The organism is Rhodococcus sp. FG69 (genome assembly GCF_057808915.1).
Map to the genome: position 1 here is coordinate 95,120 of NZ_JBMDIX010000005.1, position 23,017 is coordinate 118,136.

Consider the following 23,017-nt stretch of genomic DNA (forward strand, 5'->3'; position numbering starts at 1 on the left):
TCGCAGCCAGGTGTCGGCCAAGATGTGACGAGGACATCCCGTATTTGCAACCGCTACGTGTGGATCGTGGAAAGACCCCGAACCGCGCCTGCAAACATGCGTAGTTCGAGCGCAAGCAACGTCGTACCATTCGAACGACTTAGTTTTCGCACCGTCAATATCGATTGACGGACATCCACGCTCGGGACCGACGTCGAAGCATCACCTCGGCGTCGAAGCCAGCCTCCTATGCATCCGGTGGTCGCCAATCCGGCTGCGGGCTCCCGTACAGTTGGCGGGTTTCTCGGTTGGGTCTCGCCCCGCCGGTTGCGAACTGACGAAGTTGCACTAATGCCTGCACCCACATGGCAGCTGACCGAGCGAGTGGACTAGTTGAACTGAAACGTGCGATAGGAGGTCCGCACGTTGAAGCGACCTCCTTCCTTGCGGCGCCGGAGGAAGCCTGCGATCGTATCGACATCGTCTGCGCGCATGCCGAGAGCGCGACACTTGGCACGGACTTGTTCGACGGTGATGGGCAGCCAGCGATCGGGGCGGTTCATCATGTCGGCCTTCAGCTTGTCTTCCTCGTTCCATTTGAGCCCGGAGTCGTACCCTGCCGCCCAAGCTGCGACGCTCTCTAGGATCGCGTCTACGCCGTTCGGCAGCGGTTCCAGTTTCTCTGGACCACGGGGCGTGGGCATGATCGTTTGCTTGGGAAGTAGCTGGATCGGGTTTACGTCCTCGATCCACTCCGCTGTGTCCTCTGTTCCCCACTCGATGACGGCGATGGCATCCGCTTCCACGTTCCACAGGTGGTTTAAGCGTCCATGGTCCGGCCACGCGTAGACCACTCGTTGCCGGTCGAAATATCCACCGTGGTACCCGCGCCACGCGTGATGGGTCACGCCTGGCTGCGCGATCAGGCGCTTCAGGATCGCACTCTCGACAGCGCGCCTGGGGGTAACCACGACTATCGCGCCTCCGGGTTGGTCGAGCAGCCATCTCACCGCGCGAGCGTTCTGCGCTTCTCGCGAGTCCCCGTCACCCAGACGCGACACCGCAGTAGGTACACCAGTCATGCGGACACTCCCTCACTGGACGATCTGGGTCCAAGCTAGTGAGGGGGTCCGACAAACAAAGGAGCTGGACGTGTGCATCGGGCGAGAATTCCGTACCTCGGACGACGCACTCTGGCGGTCTGACTTTATTTATTGACCAAGCGACGGTACCGGGTCTTGATTGCATCCTCACCACCTTCGAGGATCTCGCAAACCTCCTTCTTGACGGCGGCTGTCTGCAGCGTTCCTTCGACTTCGAGTGCGGGCGTGAACTCGTCATGCCCGATCACGAGAACGTTTTCGGCACCGGATGTCACAACAACGTTCGCATTGTGTGTGGAGACGATGAGCTGCCTGCGATTCTTGATGCTCTTCAACGTCTCAACCGCCAGGTGCCGAATAAGCTTGTTCTCGAGGTCATCCTCAGGCTGGTCGAGAAGTAGAGGGTAAGTCCCCATCTGCAGGACGACCGTCAGCAACGCCGCTGTCTTTTGCCCTGGTGATCCCTGGTCTACTGCGACGAAATTGGACTTCGGCGCAGGGCGGTAGCTCACGGCGACGAGATCCTCTGGGAACCACAGCATGATGTCGGTGACAAGCTCGAAGGCGTCTGCGTTCGCGAGTCGATTGTAGAAACGAGCATCGACCTTGATGACCTGCCCAATCTTGGACTCGGGGCCGTGCTCAACCAGATCGATCAGGTCGGTCTTGAAATCGCGGACCTTGCGCGGGAATCTGGGGTCCTTGCGGTGGTGCATGTTTAAGAACGACGGTATGCCGTCCTCGGCAAACGCCGAATCGAACGACTCCGGGCAGTTCAAGACCCGGCGGAGCTGGTCGCCAAGGCTCTCGATGTCTCCTTGATGAAACACTTCAACCTTGGTGAGCGCGTCCACGGAGCTATTGAGCTGTGAGGTGTAGGTTCGCCGCCGCTCGTGTAGCTCCTGCCGTGCGTCTTCGAGACGCTTGAGGACCTCGTCGATGGTTTGCTGCTGTTCCGCACACCGGTCATCCAAGCCTTCAAAGCCGCGAAGCTCGGCGTCAAGGTCCTTCTCAAGTTTGCGGTCGGCTTGAGTCTGTTCGGGCGAGATCCTTGACTGGCCACCTTGCTCGTTCAACCAGTCGTTGAGGGCTGATGCTCGTTGACGCCACTTGTCGCCAGAGCCGTGCGTCTGCCACTTTGTGCGTGCGGCCTGCAAGCCGGACGAGGCCTGGTCGAGGAGATCGGCCGCGGTGGTGAACGACGCCGTCCTGTCTGCATACTCGTCTATCGTCGGGTCCGAGTTCGCAAGTTCCCGCAAGGAGCGAGCTGCTTCAATGATCGTGTCCGCAACGCTTTGGGCTCGTTCTTCTGTGCTGGCGGAACGCCTGATTGATGACTCGACGGCCTCCAGCTCCTGAAACTCGTCGCTCGCGCGAAGTCTTTCGAGGTGGCTCAATCGCCCACGGACCTCCTCCAACTGTCCACGGATCCGGTCGGCCTTTTTCGATTCGGCAAGCTCTTTCGCGAGCTTGATGCGCTCATTCTTGAACCGGAGCTGCAAGGCGTCGTAGTCCTCGGTCCACTCATTGCGCCGGATCGGTGGCATGTCGTCGAGGATTCTCAAGAAACTCTGTGGCGAGGTGGCGAGTTCGTAGATCTGCTTCTGGCTGAATATGCGAATCGGGGCTCGGTCACTCGATTGCCCTGACTGCGGCTCCCACGAATCATCCGTCCAAACTTCGATATGCGACTTGTCGGGCTCCGCCCCGCTCCAGAGAACGCGGAGTTGCCTTCGGTCTTTCGTGTAACGGACGGTGATTCGCGTGTCCTCCGTCCACCAGCGCTCATCCAAGGCCGCAGCAGGACTGAACCGCCGTAAGTCGCTAGCGACAGTGCCCTCCAGCTCGTCCGAGCGTCCGAGGGCAAGGCGGAGCAGTTCCAGAACCGTGGATTTCCCAACGCCTCGACCGCCGATCAGACAGTTCATCCACGGGCCAAAGCGGTATATCTCGGAGGCACCGCGGTGCACAAGCTCAATCTGATCGACATGCCCATGCTGAGTTACATTGGGGTCGTCGTAGCCGGCTCGGACCCGACGCACGGACTCGGCCGAGTCGGTCAGCGCGAGTCGGAGACCTTCGAGATCGAGCGACTCTGCCTTCACTAGCGTGAGGTGAGTGCCCGGTGCCTTCGCAGTTTCCCCCTGCGGACACGTGTCGGTTGTCAGGTGATGCGCGTCAGATCCCAAGGTCGGCACCCATCCACGTCGTACTGCGCACGCAACCTTCGCGTCGTCTAAGACTTCAACAGCCTGGACAAGACCCGATTCCTGGAGCGCAACGAGGTCTCGAGCATCCATTTGGAAGACGCCTCGCCTGTGGTCTGCATGAGCCGGGATGCAAATTCCGTTCTGACCTGAGATCACCTCTGCAATGTCGCGGACCGTCATGTTCGCCGTGTCATCACTCCGGCCTCGCGTGCCCTCATATCTGCAGAGCACCAGGACGTGGTCGATGGCGGAAGCTTCACTAGAGGGATCGAAGATGGCAAGCACATGAAAGCCGCCCGACGCAGTGATCTCAACTCCCGGGAAGATTACAAACGGACGGAGATCCGGATTGTGGCTGCGAAGCTCATCCAAAGCCTCGCGCGCAGGTTCGATGCCGTCGTGCGAGTTGTGATCAGTGATGACGATTCCGTCGACACCTGCGTCGATGTAAGCCTGAATCCACTCCTTGTATGAAGGCTTCTCCCCCTCGTACAGCTTGCCGTCCAGCCCGCCGTAGTCGAACGACGCCGGCGAGTGCGCGTGGATGTCGAGACTCCACCAACGCGCTCCTGGGTGTTCACACCCGCTGGACGGCATCTCATCAGGCTGTTCGGGGGCGGGTCTTGGCACCATACGACCATGCTGTCATGCGGCGAGGCCTGCTCCTTGCGAACGCACCGCAGGCCCGAGCAAACACTCATTGTCCAAGTTGGATGTCACAACTCGGCACCTGGCTCGTGTGGCCATCGCCCGAGCCTTCAACCGACGAAGCGATGGGCCAAGTGTCTGCGGTACGCCGTTCCGGCGATCCAAGGAGGACCCTCGACCGCGCCTCGTCGCGGTTGATACGAAGGATCTCCTCGACTGTCAAGTCCCGATACAGATCCGAGCATGGCACGAGGCCGGCCCGTGTCGGCCACGTGCCATGCTCGCTCAGAAAGTCAGCAAGGCTCGCGTGCGAACGCGGGTGGGTATACAACCGCAACAGAAGTTGTAATTCGTTCCTTGACAACTGGGATCGCGACTAGCTATAGGCCAATGTCGGTGACGGCGTTACCCACAAGCGGGGCGTGCTCGCGGCGGTACACCTCGACGGAATCGAGGCGGGTGTGGCCGGTCTGGCGGGCGATCGCGGTGCTGTCGGCGCCGTTGCGGGTGCTCTGGGTGACGAAACCGGCGCGCAGCGAATGCCCGCCGAGCTTGGTGAGCGCGGTGGGGTCGTAGCCGGCGTGTTCGGCGCGGCGACGAATCGCCTTGTGGATCGCGGCTCCGGACAGCGGAGTCGAGCCGAGGTTGCCGTTCTGGGCGATGGCACGCAGCAGTGGCGACCTTGCTGCGGTGCGGGGTACTCCCCCGCGGCAGACGTGTCCGGTGAACGGTTCCCGTGTGCGGAGGAGACGGATCACCGACGCTCTTCCGCCAGCATCGTAGGCGGCGACGACCTGGACCCAGCGAATGTAGGCGCAGGGTGGGCAGGTCTCGTGAGACTCGGTGTACGGCAGGGCTTTCACCGCTCCCCTACCTTCTTGGTCGGTCTTCGACTTCCGCTGCCGGATGTGCAGGCCGTCGAGGCGATGCACAGTCACATCTCCACACAGCAGCTCGGCAAGTTCACTGCGGCGGAAGGCGCCGGCGAACCCGAGCAGCAGGATCGCCGAATCCCGGCGCTCGAGCACGTCGCCGGCCCAACCCCTGCACCGGTCCCGCGCGGTCGTGACGAGGACCTTGATGTCGTCGACCAGCAGCGGTGCTCGTCGATTCTGGGGCCGGTCCCCCGACGTCGCGTAGTCCCGGCGGATCCCGGACAAGGTCGCGGTCACCAGTTCGTGCGCCGTCGGGGACAGGTGGCCGGTGGTGCGGTGCTGATGGTTGATCGCCGCGATCCAGGTACCGAGCGTGGCGGCGGCATAGGCCCGCTCCCCTGCTTCGGTCCGCGTGTCGGCGGCGTCGACGAGATACGCGGCGACGGTGACCGGGTGCGCCGGCAAGGCGACATGCCCTTCCCGCTCGCACCAGCCGGCGAACCGTCGCCACCCGGCGGCATACGTTCGCCGCGTGCCTTCGGACCGGGACGACTCGACTGCTTTCGCGATTCGCTTGGCGACGGCGGGCGGGATCTCGGGCTCCACGGCCGTGGGCACCAGCCCCAAAGCGCCCTGAAGAGGGCTCATCGCGGGCGATCGGCCTGGTCGGAAGTCCATATGGGCAGCTTAGCGCAGGTCACCGACAGTTTTGCGGAGTAAAACTGTGCTGAACTGGCGTTTCGGGGTAGCTGGTGCGGAAAATGCAATTTACAAGGGCGAAATCGCAAAAAAACTGGGTGACTGTGCGATCACTGGGATCGCCGTCCGTTTAGCGCAGGTGAGACCGGACGGAATGACCTCCCAGAGGGGATCCTTCAATTCGCTCTGGTAGTAAATCCCCTGGTGAGAAGCCTACGATTGAACCTCTATTTGCACACCCAGGCACGTCAGCAGGGTCGTAGTGGGCGATCTCCGGACGTTCGCGTGGCCCGTACCGCGGTAGCCGTTCATTACTGGAACGAGCACGGAGGGCTGTGCAACGGCCCGTGGTCTGGATCCTGTTCGACCAGGCTCCAGTCGTTGCTATGTGGCCTCGTCGAGGCTGCCGCCGATGCGGGAGTTTTCTGTCTGGATGGTTCCCATCTGCAACGAGCTGGGTAGTCTGTTATACCTGCAAGGAAAGTCACGTGACGAAATGTGTCCTGATGAGCGTGACAGGGCGATTGCGCCTAGGGCGGTCCGCATCCGTTGATCTTTGATCGGATAGCTACGGTGTGTGCCGCCGCTACATGGACGTATGCCCATACGTAGGCCCATACGTATGGGCATATGAAATGTCATACGAGTGGCCCGGTTCATGTCAATAGAATTGCGCGTCGGCTTACTGCAGATGGCGGATGGTCGGAGGCGCTCCCCCGCTGGAGATGCGTACGTAGGAGCCGTTCAGTGCATTTTCTGGTGCGCCATCTAGGCGTGTTGGCTGAGGACTGTTTGTGTGGAAGGGCGCTTGTTAGCGGCTACGGGGGCTGCTGCCGACGTTACGGGGCCCCTATCGGTCGATATCCGGAGCCCGATCGACTATTGAATCGATTGGTTCCCATGACCACGCTGTCCGGGTGGCTATCGGTGGATCGTCGTGCATTGCCTCTTCCTTTTCGTCACCATAGGCGGTGACTCCTAATCGCGGCACGTTTGGTGCCTCGTGTCGTACCGGTGCTAGGGCGCTGAACTCCAGCCAAAGGTCGTCAGACTCCGATTTGCTGCTCGCAGATCACGGGTTCGCTGTGATGGCGTTGACGGGACTACCACATGCTAGAGGCTTGAGATGTTCGCTGTCGTGTCGATTCGGGCCGGTATGAGTGTGGTGCCGCTACCGTCTTGGTAGGCTCGTTTTCTAAGGCGTCTATTTGGTCCTCATATCGTGCTGACCAGTGGGTATGCCTGTGACCTCAATTATGGCCTTACGTAAGCCCATACGTAAGACCATACATATGGCAGTATGTCCGTCCGCAATTAAGGCATGAGTGAGGTGCGGCTAGCACGCGGTGTCAGTGGACTTAAATATGTACCGCTAACTGACCGTTCAGCAGATCGTAGTCAAGCCCGTTTATACGGCCATGCGTGCGGACTGGTGTGTGTACCGTTAAGCGGTTGCGTCAATGAGCTTAGACATGGCGGTATGCCAAGGCAGCCAGATGGCTTATCATATAGCTATACGCGGCGCTTTTATGAACGCTGATGCTATTACCTTGCAAAAGGGCTACCGTATGTACATTACGGTTGACATATGTAACGCCATCTATAGAGCTGTCGTAACCGCCGTTCTTATGCCGTACTAACAGGACTGTTACAAGGCTAGAACTACAGCCGCTCGTTGGGCTTGAGGCTAAGCATGTCCACGAGCCGATCGACTTGTCCGCGCAACGGGCGTGTCGGGGGCGCTATCTGCGGCCTGGTTCCAGTACGTTGTATGGGTGACGACAACGGGAACTGCGCGATCAGTGTTGGTCGCTAACCAAAAAGGTGGCGTCGGCAAGAGTTCGATTGTCTCGGCCGTGGCGGGCATGGTTGCAGCCGCCGGACGTCGTGTGCTCGTGGTTGACGCCGACCAGCAAGCCAATGTGACTTCTTCCGACCTTGGCGTGGATGGCGACAAAGGTCGCGGCCTGAGCATGGCCTTGCAGTTCGCTCAGCCGCTTACGCCAATCCGCAATGCTCGCCCAAACTTGGACGTGATACCAGGCGGGCCGGCGCTTGCAGTCGTTGCGTCGGTTGCTGCAACGGCTCAGCAAACCGGAATTGACCTGCGGGGAAACCTAACTCAGACGCTAAACGACTTATGTGAAGCCGAGAGCTACGACTTGGTGCTCATCGACTCCGGCCCAGGCGACGCACCTCTGCTTGAAGCTCTGCTTGGCACGGCTCGTTATCTACTCGTCCCTACGAAGGATGACGACGCCAGCCTTTCTGGGGTTGAGCTGCTCGCGGCTAGGTATCTACGAGCCCGTAATGCTGGGTCGCAGATACAGCTGCTGGGGGTGGTGCTGTTTGACGCAAACCCCCGTGCGACGGCTCGAAATCGTGAAGTCTTCGACCAGGTTCACGACCTTCTGGAGGGCAGCGGGGCGGACCCGTTCGAGACATTCATTCGATCCGACCGGGCCGCCGCGGTCGATCTGCGAACACGTCACCTCACGCCGCTAGAGCTAGTTGAGGTGGCCGAATCTGATCAAAAGAACCGTCTACAGCGCCTCCGCGTCAAAGGTAAAGCGGCGGAACGGTTGTGGTCCAGGGATCCCTCGGGCTTGGCGTCTGACTACCAAGCTTTGACCCGAGAGATCCTGAGCCGCGTGTCCAGCGCGGAGCGCAGCCGAACTAAGGGGGGTGTCGCATGAGCGCCAGAAAACGGCGCGCAGCCTTCGATCCGAACGCACTGAATGATCTAGACGACGTCCTGCCACCTCTGAATTTGGTCCGCGATGCTGCTGCGGCAGGCTCGGCAGGCGAGGACTCTGCAGAACTCACAGTGCCGGAGGCAGCTGACGTCGTCCAGGATCAGCCCAGAAGCTCGCAGTCCGGCTCTGAAACACCGCCACAGTCTCAAGCTATCGTGACGGATGACGAACCCGCGCTGCAGCGAGCGGGACAGATCGAGACGGCACCAATTGAGGCCGACGATAAGCAGAGTCCAACTCGCCGAGCGGATGCGCGTCGGAAGTCCGCTCGACGAGATGCGTCGACAGTTACCAATCGAGTTGCGCCACCAGAAGTTGCGCTGCCGGAAGAAATTTACAGCGCCCTTCGCTCACTCACTCTTGAGGAGCGCAGCGTGGATCCAACGACTGCCCGCTCTTACGGACACGTTGTGCTCGACGCCGTCGAACGTCACGCGGCTGAGCTTCAGACCCACTGGGCTAGTTCTACAGCTAGTAGTTCAGGCGGAGGACTTTTCAAGAGGGCCGAGGCTGGACGACCAACGCGCCGCCGTCACAACGCACCGCGCGCACGCGTACCACTCGCCGGCGTCATCAACGCTGACGCGGCGGTACTCGACCAGCTGGCCAGTGATTGGGGAGCAGGGAGCAGAAGCGCTCTCGTCGAGCAAGCGCTACGTCTGTACCTACGCGTTGACTAAATGCTCCAAGTCCGTACCCCATCAAAGAGATCAAATCTGTCGGCGTACTTTGCTGGCCTCGGTACGAGGCGACGGCGGTACGGCCCGGCCCCTGCTGAACCCGCCGACCAAGATCGGGCAGATTATTGACCCCCACGCGTGACTTAAAAACCATACGGGAGCCGATGAACCCGCGCAGCAACACTCAAATCGATCATTCCCCTGCCATGCGAGACCTTGATTCGAGGACCTTCACGGCTGCCTTGATTGTTGGCATTGCCCTGACTGTTGGAATCGCCGGATCATCCTTCTGGTTGTCCTTCGCTGCGCTCAGGGAACTGGCGGTGATGGCTGGAACCGATGCGGGCCGAGCCTGGGTTCTGCCTGTTGTACTCGATGGCGCAATAATCGCGACCACTGTAATCGGGCTCGCGCTATTATCGGTGGACGACCTCACGTGTCGGTCTGTGTACGACCTGACGTGTCGGTGTCCGGCAGGTTCATGATGCCGGTGCCTCCACTGGTGTGACAAGCCCTTGCCGGTCTTTGAGCCGGTAGCTGGGGCCGTTGATGGCCAGGACGTCGCAGTGATGAAGGAGTCGGTCGAGGATCGCGGTGGCGAGGACGTCGTCGCCGAGGACGGTTCCCCATTCGGTGAAATGCTTGTTGCTTGTGATGATCGTGGAGCCCTTCTCGTATCTGCGGCTGATCAGCTGGAAGAACATGTTGGCTTCGTCGCGGTCGAGGGCGAGGTATCCGACCTCGTCTATGACCAGCAGAGATGGGCGCATGAGGTTCGCGAGTTGCCGGGGGAGCCGGTTTGCTGCGTCGGCGGCTTTGAGCTTTCGAACGAGGTCGTCGAGGGTGGTGAAGTAGATCGACTTTCCGGCTTGGCAGGCAGCGACCGCCAGCCCGATCGCGATATGCGTTTTCCCTACTCCCGGTGGTCCAAGTATCGCGATGTTCCCTGCGCCGGTGAGGAATTCGAGGGTGGCAAGGTCTCGGATGCGGCGCGGTTCGAGTCCGGGTTGGAAGGTGTAGTCGAAGTCGTCGAGGGTTTTGTGATGGGGAAGCCCGGAGAGTTTGAGGGCGTTGCGGAACCGCCGGGATTCTCGGACTGCGACTTCTTCGGCGAGGAGGTGGTCGACGAAGTCGAGGTATCCCATCTGCGCGGAATCTGCGCGGGCGGCGGATTCGGTGACCGATTCGGCGGTGTGACCGAGGCCGAGCCGGAGGGCGTTGTCGATGATCCGTTGGGTGGTCAGTGAACTCATGAACGGTGTCCTGTCGTGGAAGATGCTGTGGGATAGTGGTTCACGGTCAGACGGCGTAGGCGGACAGTGGTCGATGTTCGACGTGGACGTGTCCGACGAGTGAGATGACTTTGGCGGTCAACGGGTCGCCTGCGTCGACCGAAGGTGACGGTGTGCCCTCCGCGGGGTTTGTATCGACGCGTCCGTCGGTGGTGGCACGGGTGTGACCGTCGGGCAGTGACGCCCAGTGCGCCTGGTCGACGACCCAGGCGCCGCGGACCTGCGAGCGAGCGTGGACGGCCAGGACGGTACCGCCGGCACTGTCGAGGGTGGCGATGGCGATGTTGTCGGCACCGGCGCGTACCTGTACTCGTTGACCTGCCCGGACGCGGTCGGCGGGTACGGAGTAGAGCGATGCCTCGAACGAGATCAGCGCGTCGTTTCCGATGCGCCGTAGGTGGGCTTCGGCGACAAGATACGGCTCGGCCGGGGCAGGACGTAGCGCCGCGTGATCGACGACGGCGCGGGTCCCGATGACCTCACGGTGAGTACGGTGCACCTGAGTCCGGCGGATCGGAACCCAGTCCATGAAGGTGCGGTCGGTGCTAGCGAGATCGGTGAACGTGCGACCGGCCAGGACGTGATCCCGAACGATCTTCACTTGCCGTTCTACACGGCCTTTGCCGGTGGGCCGGTACGCGGCGAGGACGTCGATGTCGAAGCCGTAGTGCCCGGAGAATGCGACGGCTGCTGGATGCAACGGGACAGCATGTCCGGGACGGACATGTTTGCGGACAATGGTTTTGGTGCGGTCGTAGACGATCGAACCCGGGACGCCACCGAAGTGCGCGAAGGCTCGGATGTGGCTGCCCCAGAACGCGGCGGCGTCCATCGAGTGGGTGTAGCAGCAGAATGGGTCACGGGAGAACGAGAGGACCATGTGGAAGGAGTAGACCTTGCGTCCGGTGCCGAAGAGATCGCCTTCATCGCCCCAGTCGACTTGTGCTTGGGCGCCGGGGATGGTTTCGAATCGGCGGTGTAGATTGCCGAGCCCGGATTCTTCTGCGCCGAGTTCGTCTCGGATGATGGGTCTGGCTGTGCTGCAATAGATTTTGACTCGTTGGTAGTTCACGGTCACGGACTTTTCGTTGGTGAGGCGTTCGTGGATGACCGAGGCTGCGATGGTGATGTCGGCGCGGAGCATCTCTTCGATCAGTGCGGCGATGTCGTCGGTGATCGCTCGGGGTTGTGTTCCTGCTCTCGAGGTTCCCTGCGGTGGATGCGTGGGTGCATCGTCGGCGAGGTATCGGCGGACAGTGCGCCAATCGCAGCCGCATTCGCGGGCGATGTCGGCATAGGTCGCGCCGGCCTCGTGCAGGGCTTTGAAACGTCGGATGTTCATCCAAGACTCTCCATCTAGGATCATGGCAAGGGCCACCCTTCGGGTTCGTCAACTTTGGCGGTAGACGATTCGAAGGGTGGCCCTTGTCGTGGGCGAGTTACGACAGGACTCGCCGAGCACCTACATATGAGGTTGTACGGGGACCATCACGTGAGGGTGTACACCGATAGCTATCCCATCACACCGACGCCAGAACAATCCGTGGGCGGAGGTTCGTCTTCGCTGTCCTCATAGTCGCAGCCGGCGCCTCCATTCTCGGAAACGGCTATCATGCAACTCTGACGCAGAACTCGGTGCCTGCGATCGTTGCTGCCGGAATCGCCACCGTAGCCCCGCTTTTCCTCCTTGCGATGACGGAAGTGCTCGCTGTCATACTGCGTGCGCCACGCAAGCAAAGGGATTTCGAAGCGCAAGCCGATGTCGCACATGGGCACCGCGACGTCGACGCAGCCGGTATTTCCCCGGCTGGTTCCTTCATGGAAGAAACCAGCGAACTTGCACCGGCCGTATGGACGACCGTCCTTGTCTATCTTGAGAACCCGACGTGGGCATACGCCGATGTCGCTAAAGAGCGTGGTGTGGACCCGTCGGTAGTGTCCAACCACCTCGCGCAATGGTTTGATCTGCAAAAGAAGATAGCCCAGCTCTGTGGAACAGGAAGGCCCAAAGACGCGATTGGCCAGGCCGCTTCGCTCGCGAAGAGGCCGAGTCTCTCTGTGCTTGCCTAGCCCGGTACGAACGACTGGGCGCCACACCCGGCTCAGCGAATCCACGGCCGCCGCCGGTCCCGCATGAAGAGCACGGACTCAGCTAGAACGGGTCGCAAGGCGATCGCCCTGGACGGGTCCTCACGACTGGGCGGGGATTGACGCCCATCGTTCCAGGTCTGCAATGTCAAGACGCATGAACTCGACGGGTGCCGCGAGATCAGCACCCTTATGAACTAGGGTTCCGGGACCGAGAAGGTTCTCATCCTGCCCGGGCACGAAGCCCGCCATCCCGTACAGGACACGCATCATTCTGTTTCGGCCTGTGTCTACGAACTTGGCCGCAACATAGGCGTCGTTGCCCACAGCACTCCGCACTATTTCGCCGAGCAGAATCCCACCTACGCCGCGAGACATCACACGGCACGACATCAGATGCTGGTGGAGCTCCCAGCGGTCTGCGAGCTTTTCTATCAGGGTTAGGCCGATTGTTCCGTATGGGCCGAATCGATCTGTCAAACTGCTGATCAGAACGAGAAATCGATCATCCTCGAGCATTTCAGCAAGCTGTTCATGACTGTATGTGACTCCAGTGGAGTTCAGTTGATTGGTTCTGATCGTAAGTTCTTCGGCGCGGCGCAGGTCATCTTCAGTTGCCCGGCGCACTTGAAGTTGCATATCTAGGGAGGCAAGAAATGACTCACTGGGCCCCTCGAAGGACTCCTCAGCCTGATCGCGTTCAAGCTGGCTCTGGTACATGCTCCGCCGCTGGGCCGATTCTTCAGTTATGAACCGGGGACGGAATCGGGGTGAATCCGCGTGAAGTAATATGTCATCCACTGACACGCACTCGACGTCAGGAAGTGAATCAGCGACCTCAGCAAGCTCGTAAGGTTGGTCATCAACAAACGTCACCGAATTTGCGCCGATATTAAGTCGCGAAATAACTCTCTCGATTGACTTTGATTTCGCCCCCCATCCGATCTGTGGTGCGACGAACAAGTGGCTAATATTCAGGCGTGTCAACGCGACTATGGCAGTCTCGGGTTCATTTTTGCTAGCAATCGAATTTATTACGCCTTTTTTGTCTAGATCACGAATTAGTTCTATAATCTCCAAATTTGGTGTAATATTTTCGAAGCCATCTTCCAGGAGAACGCCGTCCCAGAGTGTGCCGTCTAAGTCCCAAACTACGCACTTCGCGATATCAACCATTGGCTTCTCCTATCAACGATTCTGTTCTACTTGAGGAATTTGTCCTATTCCATAGATAGGCTGCCACAACAAAGGACGTCAGAATCAAAGCTGCGGCAACGGCGGAGGTTACGGCCAAGGATAAAGATGAGGCGTCGAACACGGTGCCGGCGGCGGAATGATCGGAGGCCAATTGATCCGAGGAGCCAGATGGTGACGATTTGATACCGTCGGTCAATCCATCGGCCGTATCGCTGTTTGAAATACTATTCCGGTAGATCACGAGCCCTAAAGATCCGAACAGGGTAACACCGATTGACAATGATAACTGCATGACAGTCTCGCACACGCCCGAGGCCGCACCACGCTGGTCGGGCGGTGCGGCTGAAATCACCATTTCGTTGCCAAGGGTCATCACTGGTCCGAGAGCCAAATAGAAGATAGACAGTCCCAGGATGCATACTAGTAAGGTGTTTGCGCCGGAAAAGGCAAGGAAAGCTAGACCAAAAATTGCAATGATGATTGACCCCGTGGCGATCGCAACCGATCCGAATCGTCGAAAAAGTGTTGGTATCAAAGCGGCAGAAAAGCAAAGAATTAGAGCGGGAATTATTAGCAGTAAGCCACTGGTGAGAGGGGTCAGTCGAAAAGACTCTTGGAAGTTCTGGGCGATAAGAAAATATACCCCACCGTCAGCAGCCAGCAGGGCTGCTAGCAATAGCAATGTGGCTGAGAATTTTGGATTTGAGAACAACTTTATGTCGAGAAATGGCGTTTCGCTGCGCGATTGCCTACGTGTGAAGATCGCGAAGAACAACACCGTGACGCTTGCGCCAACTGCAATGTGGACTATCGTGCCCTCGATGGCGATGCCCTTGATTGTCCAGGCTCCCGCCACGAAACCGATCAGCAGAAAAAGGGAGCTTGTTAAGTCGATAGGGGAGGAGGCGGCGTTATCGCCCAGATTCTCTGCAGCCGGAAGTGTGAACGGGGCCGCGGCGACAAGTATCAGGCATGCGATTGCTGCTGGAAGAAAGACGACGCCCCAATAATAATTCTCCAGTATCAGGCCCGCAACGACAGGGCCCAGGGCGGTACCAAAAGTGAAGGCGCTGACAAGAACTCCGATGGATCGTGACCTTCTGGCTCCCTCGAACATTCTGAACACAAGGGCGAAGGAACACGGCATCAAAGCCGCTCCGGCGGCACCCATCCCGGCCCGAAAAATTATCAACCAGAGTGGGCTCGGGGCCATCGCGGCCGCCACGGACATCACCGTAAATGCACAACCACCTATGATTAGCATTCTGCGATGACCAAATCTGTCGCCGGCGACACCCGCGGTAACCAGCAAGCCAGCGAGCACGTAGCCGTAAACGTCTGAAACCCAAAGCGCCTCGCTCGGAGTCGCATCGAGCGTTCTGACGATCGAGGGGATTGCTTGAAAAACAATCGTCACATCCATCGCCGTGGCCAGCGTCGCAAGGGTTAGTACAATAAGGGCCAGGTTGGACTTGAGAGTGGTCATTTGAGTGTGTCTGTCCCTTTCTCCAAGAGGAGTCCCTTCACCAGTTCCGCGAGTGCGTCGACAGACTTCAAGTTCTTGAGAATTAGCTGGTCATTCCGTACCTCCACGCCAAATTCAGTTTCAAGAAATCGAATCAACTGTAGAGCGAACATGGAATTAACTAATCCAGCCGAGAATATATCCTGATCGTAGGAACTAATTTCTCCGCGCTTGGACTTTGAGTTAATGTATGTAGCTATTCTGTCGCGTAAATTGCTGACGTTCATAGGGGGACCTCGGTGTATTCTATTACTCCTGCACTGAAGCTCCAACCGCCGCCTGTTCCAGAAACGATCACTCTGTCGCCCGATCGAAGTTTCCCGGCCCGCAGGAGGTAATCGATGCTGGCAATCTGGTCTCCGGCACCCAGATGTCCGACCCGCCTTCCCCACTCCCATGTGGTCTTTTCTTTAAGAATCCCGTCGGAGGCCATGGCCTCCCAATCGAAGAGTGTCGCACCAACATTTGGGTACAAGAACCATCGGATATCTTCAGTGCGGAGAGCAGCTTTACTCAGTGACTGTTCGACAACTGTCTGCCCTGCAGCGTCCACGTCTCGTATAACGGCAAAGAGGTCATTTCCTTGCTGCAAGTAGTCGTTTTTTCGCTCAGTTATGTTTATCGGCCAAGCGCTGTGGCCGGGGTAGTAGGCCAAGGGCCGATTCCCTGTCCAGAATGCTTCGTGTGACGGATCGCTTTGTACAACGATCGACTTGAGCTCCAGGTTAGTTCTGGTCCGGCAGATGATAATCGCTGTTGCGCCGTCCGCTAAGATGATCCCTGCGTCAGTGGCGAAGCGGTCGTATTCCGGGCCTCGGAATGTGTCACTCGTTGTCACGAGCGCCCACGCGTCTTCGTTCTCCGAGTTCCTCAAGAAATTTGCCGCTATGTCGATCGCGGCCATCGCGCCATTGGAAGCCTGAGAGATATTTATGGCCGTTCCGCGGGAGTTCGGTACAACCCGTCTTTGGATGAAAGACGCAGGGCTCGCGAGATCGAGCCCTTGGTACGCCACCGAAGCATGCAGGAGCACGGCCAAATCAGCCTCTCTCAGCCCTGCATGCTCGGTGACTTCAGTCGCGCAGCGTACTGCCATATCGAGGGCTTGCACGTCAGGATGCGCTTCGCAGATCGAGATCATCTCATCGTCTGCGGCGGCATCTGGATCGTAACGGCCCGCTTCGACAGCGTCGCTGACCAGGGTCGGAGTTCCGAGTTCAGTAGCGGTTGCGGCGATGAACAGTGGTATCCGACCCGGGTGGACTGACATGCGATTAACCCTGTTTGACGCGGAGGAGGTCTGCGATGATTCGGCTCGGTGAGTCCTCCCCGCCACCAGCTGCGACTACCCGCTCCATCGACGACAGGAGCGCCAGTGGGAGCGACGGGTCGACTCCACTGGCCTTGGATGCTTCGGCGATGTGAGCAAAAGTAGTGCGTGCCGAGGACGCAGTCGAGATTGTTGCCGGGAACTCGAGATTGTCGGCATCGCGGGCGACATCGTTGCCCATAGTGGCAACGAGTCCAACAATGGCGTTGAGCTGGTCGCCAATCTGCGACGCTTGAACACCGTTCGCCTTCGCGAGCGAGGCAGCATGGCAGATGCCGGCGAACGCGGTCCAAAAAGCATCCAGCAACGCGGTGTCGATCGCCGCCGCCGCTCCGATGTCCTCACCGAGGTGAGTGAAGTTCGGTGCGACAATCGAGAGCACGTCTTTTACGTCGCCGACGACGTCGGCCGGGCCGGCGACGATAGATGCAGAGTCAGGCGTGCCGACGATGACGGACGGCGTCAGCATCGCGCCGCCGATGTAGCGCGCCCCCTTGCTGCGTGCGAATTCGCTGGTCAATTTCGCTGCGGGGGGTGCATCCGAGCTCAGATTGACGATGATTTTGCCATCGAGTGCCTCGTGGGCACTCTTGATAGCTTCGAGTGCGGCCGTGTTGTCTACCAGCGAAATAATTGTGAGCTGGGACGCCTTGATGGCCTCGGACACCGTTGGATGGACGTCGATATTCGGATCGTCGGACTGAAGCTGCTTGGACTTGGTTTCGGTGCGATTCCAAACACCGACCTTGATACCGGTCGCACTGAGCTTGCGTGCGATCGCGCTACCCATTGGACCTGAACCGATTACTGATACATTTTGGATGCTCATGGATTTAATACTTTCTGGTATCGGCCGAGCAGGCAAGTACGTACTTTTCCATCAGAAACGCACTTATAGGTAAGTGTCCATGTCGGGGACGATAGGATGCTGAATACCAATCGTCGGATGCGGTGTACCTCGGTGTGAAGTATGACGGGTTTGCAAAACGCCAGTTCGTGGGCCTACGGCATAGTGGAGGGAAATGGTCTGCAATTTTCTCATCTGCGGGTAATGAATAGTTTCCTGGTCGGTCCCGCCATGCAAAATTCAACTCATTCTAATGAGATAGATACTCGACTCGAGCATGCATGCAGGGACATCTTCAGTGATTTCCGACCGGGCACTCGGATACGGGGTGAGGTACGTTGACCGTCCGTTCAGACGAGTCGCCGGGCCTGCACGTTTCCTCGATAAGACACTCGTACAGAGCAGTCGATATCCTGTACGCGCCGCGTGAGTCGACTCCTCATCGCCGCTGAAATGTCTGTCGTACACATCAGCGGGAGTTCGGAGGCCAGAGGTCCATTGTGCCGCGGCCTTCAGGGGGCGAGGTCACGCTCCTTGGCGTGGAGATCTTCCCTGAAAAACTGGCCTAAGCTAACAGTCAACCGTTGACCACTTTGCGTGCTGCTGCGAACCCAGATTCGATGGCTCCGTCAATATATGCACCGTTCCAACCCGGCGCGATGTCGCCAGTCGCGAAAGTGATAGGTCCGAACGAAGTCTGCAACTCCCGTGCGACGAGTCCGATCATGTTCGGGCCGCGCATGCCCCACGCCCCCTGCGAGAAAGGGTCAGCGGCCCATGCGCCTACGGCCTGGTCGAGGAGTTTTACGCCCGGCGCAATTCTGTTCAAGGCCTCCTGGGAGCGGGCCAGACCGTACGTCGGGTACTGGGGATCCGTGGCGAAACCAACCGACAGGATATCGCCGTTCTCGAACGTGGTCAGAGGTAGAACCAGTCCCAGGGGATCCGAAGCCGAACCTTGCGCGAAGACTCGTCCTTGATCGCCGGGTGTCCTGAAAAACACTTTGGACAAGCTGGGGATGCCAAGGCCGTAGTTCGATGCCAGAGAGAATGCCGGGGGGAGCGCTGGAGCAAACCGGATCGATTTCCAGATGTTGGCGGGAGTGGCGATGACAACCCGTTTTGCTCTGATCGTGACTTTTTGTCCCACGATTTCGACGTATCCGTCCCGCTTCGTGACCGCGCTCACCGGGTTGTTGAGTATCAATTCGGAGGACGATTCTTGGAATATCTTATCGAGAAGAGAGGTCATTCCACCAACTGGTGTCAAGGAGGTTTGCTGGTCCCATCCGGCAATAGTGTGTCCGCCAAGTGCCCACCATTGCCCCATGCTGGTCAACCCGCGTCGGAATATGCTCTCACCGCAGTACCCGTAGAACGAGCTCTCCAGCCACAGCCGATCCTTCGGATTATTTGCGACTTGTAGAACTTTCTGGCCTAGCGATAGCTTATCTGCGGCTAAAACGCTGGTGCCGCCTGCAAGCGGGTCGTACGGGTTCGGGAACCACTTCCTCGTGTCTGCGAACACGTTCGAGTAGAGCGCACCCATATGTCCACTTGCCTCGATAAAGTCCACCGGTTGTGCGCCCGAATTCGATGGGTAGAACGCCCGTTCAGGAAGAGCGTCGGGTATTGGATTAAGCCCGATGCCGTAGCGGTTTAGTTCTGCAGTGGCGTACAGCTGCGTAGGTGCAATCCACTGCGCTCCCAACTCAATCTGTTCCCCTCCAAAATCTCTAGTGAAAACTCTACCGCCAATTCGCCCACGCGCTTCGATTATAGTTGGTGCCAGACCTGCTCGACGAAGCTCTCGCGCAGCCGTAATGCCGGCAAAACCAGCGCCGACGATGACTACGTCGCGAATTGAGGTTGGGGTGGGACTGGCGTGCGCCACTCGTCCGGTAGAAACGGCCAGAGCAGTCGCCGCGGCGACACCGCCGATAAATGATCGACGCGTAATTCTACTATTTGAGTAATCCATCAGAATCTACCGGCCAATCCGTTTCAGTTCGGTTCGACGATCAAAGATAGAACGATTCGGGGTCCAGGCCCTGCAGTACGCGGCCATGAACTTCCATATTTGTGGCGAAGTTTAGAAGGGCGTGCTGGCTGAAGCCCATTATGTCCCGGTAGAACCGTTGAATCGGCTGACTGTGGTTCAGGACCGAAGCTCCACTCTCGCGATAGATCTTCTCGACCGCATTGCGGGACAGCTCGATTATGTACGCGCATCGCCCGCGGAGCTCTGCGCGCTCCTCCATTGAAAGCTGCTCCCCAGCATCGACGGTATGTTGTAGCAATACGATTTCCTCATGCAGTAGCGCGGCAGCCGCGGACAGCATGTTGTGCACATGGGCAACATTGATCTGGGTGACGGGAAATTCGCGCTGGTCTTCCCACTTCGTGTACGTGATCGCCCGGCCGCTCGCCATCCTCTTCAGGAGTAGGTCGAGGGCACCTTCCGCTATGCCGAGACAAACGGCCGCGCATTCGGTTATGACCAGGGGAAAGAGGCCGTACGCTCGGTCCGAGCGGATGTGATGCCGGTCGGGGGTAGTGTCCGATAGAGCATGCTCGAAAGAAACTACTCGATGTTCCGGTACAAACACGTCCGATGCCGAGGTCGACGCGCTTCCAGTTCCTCTGGCACCGAAAACATCCCAGTCGTCCGCGATCTCGAATTCAGACATCGGGACGAGAGCGATTGCTTCATCTTGGGTGCCATCGGCCTGAACTCGACTTGCTGCGGCCATGTTCCAGTCAGCACCTTTGCATCCGGTGTTGAAGCGCCACGTGCCGGACAGTCGATATCCGCCGTCGACAGCTAGAAGTTCCCCGGACGGCGTGAACCCACCCGAAATCTTGACATCTGGGGTGGAGGCGTAGACGTCGTCTAAGGCCTTGTCTGGATACAGGCTCAGCAGGCCTGAGTTCGACATCCAGACCATCGAGACCCAGGCAGTAGATCCACAACCTCTGCCTAGTTCCCGTAGGGCATCGACTTGTTCTCCGATTGGCCGTTCCAGCCCCGAGAATCGAGCGGGCACTCCGTTCCGGAGGATTCCCTCGTCCTTGATCATCTCGATGTTCTCTTCGCCGATCCAGCCGGCCCTGTCGACTTCCGGTCCTCGATCCCGCAGTCGTCGGATGAGGTCCGTATCATTTTTTACGCTGTTGATGGTCATCATGTCTCCTCTTGGTATGTCAGATTGAAACGGGAAGCTGGGAGTGTCCATTCGAGATGAAGGATCCCAGAGGCTGTAGTTCGTCGAACGGTGTTGCTATTTTTAGTCCAGGGAATCGACGAAAAAGTGCAGGTAGTGCAATTGATGCCTCGAGTCGCGCAAGTGGCGCACCTATGCAGCGGTGTACGCCGTGACCGAAGGCGATATGTTGAGAGAGGGTTTCGCGTTCCGGGTTGAATTGGTCTGCATCGCTTCCATGTATAAGCGGATCCCGGCCGGCGGCCGCAAAGGCGATAATGATAGGGTCACCTTTTTTGATTACTATCTCTTCTTGAGGGTAGTGAATGTCTTCGATTGCATAACGCATGGGAAGGTTTGTGAACGGAGCCTCGACGCGCAGAGTTTCCTCGATTATGCTGGACCAAGATACTTGCTTAGTTTCCAACTTGTGCCGAACATCGGGGTTTGCTAACACTCGGGCGATCGCATGATCGAGGAGGTTGACGGTCGTCTCGTGACCCGCGGTATAAATCAGGAGTATGGTGTCAATTATTTCTCGTTCGCTCAGGCCCCCTTCGTTTTCTTGGCTGCCGGATTGCACTAGTGCTGAAACAATGTCGTCGCCTGGATGTCGTTCTTTCGAGGCGACAAGACGTTCGAGGGCGTTGTATAGCTGGGCTATATTTTCCTCGGCGGTCTCCTGAGATGCGTCTGTGTCCATGAAAGATGCAATCCCGGATAGGATCTCCTCTTTCAGATCTCCTGTTATTCCCAGAAGTTTCGATATGACTTCTACCGGGATCGGGTAAGCGTATGCGCCTCGAATATCGAAGGTGGATGAGTCGGCGTACCTCGACTCGATCTTGTCGAGGAGGTTCTCGACAACGCTCTGAACATACGGACGCATCTCAGCGGTGCGTCTGGCGGTGAAAGCGCCTGCTATTACGCGTCGGAGTCGCTGGTGTTCGCCGCCGTAGGCGGTGATCATGTTTCGGTCCGATACCCAGATAGCTAGTGGCCAAGTCTTGGCGAGTTCGGATTCACCGTTGCCCCAAGCTGGCCAGTGCTGATATGTATCCCTGGAGACTCGCTCGTCGAGCAGTAGCTTCTTCGCCAGACCGAAGTCGGTCACCCACCAGACCAGGACACCGTCCGGGAGTTCCGCCAGAACAGCTTTTCCACGCGAACGGAGTGCTTCACCCTCAGCGTGGATGTCTGCACCGGTCAGGTCGATTTTTGGGTATGTGCTGTCTCGCGACATTTGCTTCCTTCAAACGTTGTCACGTCCGGCTGCAACTGCCACCGGCTGTGTCGACGCTATGGCGTCGTTGCCGTCCAGTGGTCTCTCGATGGTCATGGTGCGGGCCCCGGCGGTATGCGTCTGGTCATGGACCGTCTCGTGTCGTTTGAAGCCCTAGGTCGCGTCGGGATACGCTAGAAACATGACCAGCCGCCTACCCCAGTTCTCATGCGGTCTCGACGCCGCTGTGTCCGTTGTCGGTGGGAAGTGGAAGCCGTTGATCCTGTGGGCGCTGTCCGAATCGCCGATGAGGTTCGGTGAGCTGCGCAGGTACCTGACAGGCATCAGTGAGAAGATGCTTGCTCAGCAGCTACGGGAGATGGAAGCTGATGGCCTCGTCCACCGTGAGGTTTTCGCTGAGATTCCCCCGAAGGTGCAGTACTCACTTGCGCGTCTGGGCGTAACTTTGAACGAAGCGTTGATGCCCCTTGGAGACTGGGGTTCGGAGTACATGGACGACATCATCGAAGCGCGCACTGACGATGCTCGGCCGGCGGTCTAGACGTCCCTACCGGCTTAGGGCGTTATTGGGCTCCTGCTGAACGGGCGAGAATGTCTTCGCCGACCGCGGCGTTGTGTTCGCGCAGATAGAAGTGCGTTCCAGGGAATACTCTCATTTCGAAGGAATTACGAGTGAGAGCGTGCCAGTGTTGAACGGCAGCGGGTGGTGCAAGTGGGTCGTTGTCACCGCTGTATGCCACGATTCGGCTCGAAATCCGTTCGGTCGCGCTCGGGATGTAAGCGGACAGTAGCGCGTAGTCGTGCCTCAGTGCAGGTAGAACCATCTCGAGCACGGCGGGATCGGACAACAAAGACGAGTCTGTGCCGCTCAGCCTACTGATCTCCTCAACCAGACTTATGTCATCTTCGGCGTTGACAGACTCAAATGACACCCTGTGGGGTGATGCACAGCCGGATACGAAGAGCGTTTTCAACTCGGTGCCAGGGTGTCGATCCAGAATCTGAGCTACCTCCCACGCAACAAGCGCGCCCATACTGTGGCCGAGCACATGTAGGGGCCTATCGTCTGCGACGAGCTCGTCTACTACTTCGGTCGCCAACTTTTGAAGCGTCTCCACGCCTATGTCGCGTAGCCTTTCTGCGCGTTTCGGGTATTGCACAACGGATGGGGATAGTTCTTTTTTCAAAACTCGGGAAAGTTGAAAATAGTAACTAGCGGAACCGCCCGCGTGTGGAAAAATTACGATCCTCTCGTTTGTATCTAGATTGGAATGAAATTCTCTGAGATAACGATTATTGCTCATATAATTTCGCGCGTCCTCGTCTTCTCGAACTAGCTGCA

Annotated in this window: 18 protein-coding genes; 4 read left to right on the plus strand and 14 right to left on the minus strand. The window is 58.4% G+C overall.

Annotated features, from left to right (window positions below):
* Window positions 1–368: 368 nt before the first annotated feature.
* From ACODSO_RS06490 to ACODSO_RS06500, 3 genes are all read right to left on the minus strand, one after another.
* The gene (locus ACODSO_RS06490) at window positions 369–1,061 is read right to left on the minus strand and encodes a hypothetical protein (RefSeq protein ID WP_489035918.1); all 693 of its coding nucleotides are present in this window, start codon (window positions 1,059–1,061) and stop codon (window positions 369–371) included.
* A 125-nt stretch (window positions 1,062–1,186) separates the two neighbouring features.
* A complete protein-coding gene (locus tag ACODSO_RS06495) occupies window positions 1,187–3,925 on the minus strand; it encodes a TrlF family AAA-like ATPase (protein ID WP_489035919.1) in 2,739 nt (912 codons plus the stop codon).
* Between the two features lie 395 nt (window positions 3,926–4,320).
* Window positions 4,321–5,493 (minus strand): tyrosine-type recombinase/integrase, encoded by a 1,173-nt coding sequence (locus ACODSO_RS06500; protein WP_489035921.1) that lies wholly within the window; start codon window positions 5,491–5,493, stop codon window positions 4,321–4,323.
* Window positions 5,494–7,289: 1,796 nt separating this feature from the next.
* Between ACODSO_RS06500 and ACODSO_RS06505 the strand changes: the two genes are divergently transcribed.
* Both ACODSO_RS06505 and ACODSO_RS06510 read left to right on the plus strand, forming a co-directional pair.
* Window positions 7,290–8,210 (plus strand): ParA family protein, encoded by a 921-nt coding sequence (locus ACODSO_RS06505; RefSeq protein ID WP_489035923.1) that lies wholly within the window; start codon window positions 7,290–7,292, stop codon window positions 8,208–8,210.
* Between the two features lie 946 nt (window positions 8,211–9,156).
* Entirely contained in the window at window positions 9,157–9,435 is a 279-nt protein-coding gene (locus ACODSO_RS06510) for a DUF2637 domain-containing protein (RefSeq protein WP_489035924.1), read from the plus strand.
* On the opposite strand, the gene istB is transcribed toward ACODSO_RS06510, so the two are convergent.
* Window positions 9,430–10,203: an IS21-like element helper ATPase IstB gene (gene istB / locus ACODSO_RS06515; RefSeq protein WP_032385531.1), complete on the minus strand. Its 774-nt coding sequence runs from the start codon at window positions 10,201–10,203 to the stop codon at window positions 9,430–9,432. The two genes, ACODSO_RS06510 and istB, sit on opposite strands and share 6 nt — an antisense overlap.
* A 46-nt stretch (window positions 10,204–10,249) precedes the next feature.
* Entirely contained in the window at window positions 10,250–11,584 is a 1,335-nt protein-coding gene (gene istA / locus ACODSO_RS06520) for an IS21 family transposase (RefSeq protein WP_008720775.1), read from the minus strand.
* Window positions 11,585–11,877: 293 nt separating this feature from the next.
* Between istA and ACODSO_RS06525 the strand changes: the two genes are divergently transcribed.
* Window positions 11,878–12,312, plus strand: a complete 435-nt coding sequence (locus ACODSO_RS06525) for a hypothetical protein (RefSeq protein WP_489035926.1) — start codon at window positions 11,878–11,880, stop codon at window positions 12,310–12,312.
* A gap of 120 nt (window positions 12,313–12,432) precedes the next feature.
* Here ACODSO_RS06525 and ACODSO_RS06530 read toward each other — a convergent pair whose 3' ends face one another.
* The 8 genes from ACODSO_RS06530 to ACODSO_RS06565 form a co-directional block, all read right to left on the minus strand.
* Window positions 12,433–13,506 carry an HAD-IIIC family phosphatase gene (locus tag ACODSO_RS06530; protein ID WP_489035928.1) on the minus strand — a complete coding sequence of 358 codons (1,074 nt, stop codon included), beginning with the start codon at window positions 13,504–13,506 and terminating at the stop codon, window positions 12,433–12,435.
* Window positions 13,499–15,013, minus strand: a complete 1,515-nt coding sequence (locus tag ACODSO_RS06535; protein ID WP_489035929.1) for an MFS transporter — start codon at window positions 15,011–15,013, stop codon at window positions 13,499–13,501. The genes ACODSO_RS06530 and ACODSO_RS06535 overlap by 8 nt, the downstream gene beginning before the upstream one ends.
* Complete coding sequence (locus ACODSO_RS06540; protein ID WP_489035931.1) at window positions 15,010–15,279, minus strand: phosphopantetheine-binding protein; 270 nt, start codon at window positions 15,277–15,279, stop codon at window positions 15,010–15,012. Before ACODSO_RS06540 ends, ACODSO_RS06535 begins: the two co-directional genes overlap by 4 nt.
* On the minus strand, window positions 15,276–16,322 hold the full coding sequence (locus tag ACODSO_RS06545) for a ketoacyl-ACP synthase III family protein (RefSeq protein WP_489035933.1): 1,047 nt from the start codon (window positions 16,320–16,322) through the stop codon (window positions 15,276–15,278). The genes ACODSO_RS06540 and ACODSO_RS06545 overlap by 4 nt, the downstream gene beginning before the upstream one ends.
* A gap of 4 nt (window positions 16,323–16,326) precedes the next feature.
* Window positions 16,327–17,211, minus strand: coding sequence for an NAD(P)-dependent oxidoreductase (locus ACODSO_RS06550; RefSeq protein WP_489035935.1), 885 nt, complete (start codon window positions 17,209–17,211; stop codon window positions 16,327–16,329).
* Between the two features lie 595 nt (window positions 17,212–17,806).
* Complete coding sequence (locus ACODSO_RS06555; RefSeq protein ID WP_489035937.1) at window positions 17,807–19,210, minus strand: flavin monoamine oxidase family protein; 1,404 nt, start codon at window positions 19,208–19,210, stop codon at window positions 17,807–17,809.
* A gap of 40 nt (window positions 19,211–19,250) precedes the next feature.
* Complete coding sequence (locus tag ACODSO_RS06560; protein ID WP_489035939.1) at window positions 19,251–20,414, minus strand: acyl-CoA dehydrogenase family protein; 1,164 nt, start codon at window positions 20,412–20,414, stop codon at window positions 19,251–19,253.
* Window positions 20,415–20,433: 19 nt separating this feature from the next.
* On the minus strand, window positions 20,434–21,675 hold the full coding sequence (locus ACODSO_RS06565; protein WP_489035940.1) for a cytochrome P450 family protein: 1,242 nt from the start codon (window positions 21,673–21,675) through the stop codon (window positions 20,434–20,436).
* A 181-nt stretch (window positions 21,676–21,856) separates the two neighbouring features.
* Between ACODSO_RS06565 and ACODSO_RS06570 the strand changes: the two genes are divergently transcribed.
* Window positions 21,857–22,216, plus strand: coding sequence for a winged helix-turn-helix transcriptional regulator (locus ACODSO_RS06570; protein ID WP_489035942.1), 360 nt, complete (start codon window positions 21,857–21,859; stop codon window positions 22,214–22,216).
* 22 nt (window positions 22,217–22,238) lie between these two features.
* Here ACODSO_RS06570 and ACODSO_RS06575 read toward each other — a convergent pair whose 3' ends face one another.
* Window positions 22,239–22,979, minus strand: a complete 741-nt coding sequence (locus ACODSO_RS06575) for a thioesterase II family protein (RefSeq protein WP_489035944.1) — start codon at window positions 22,977–22,979, stop codon at window positions 22,239–22,241.
* Between the last annotated feature and the right edge of the window lie 38 nt (window positions 22,980–23,017).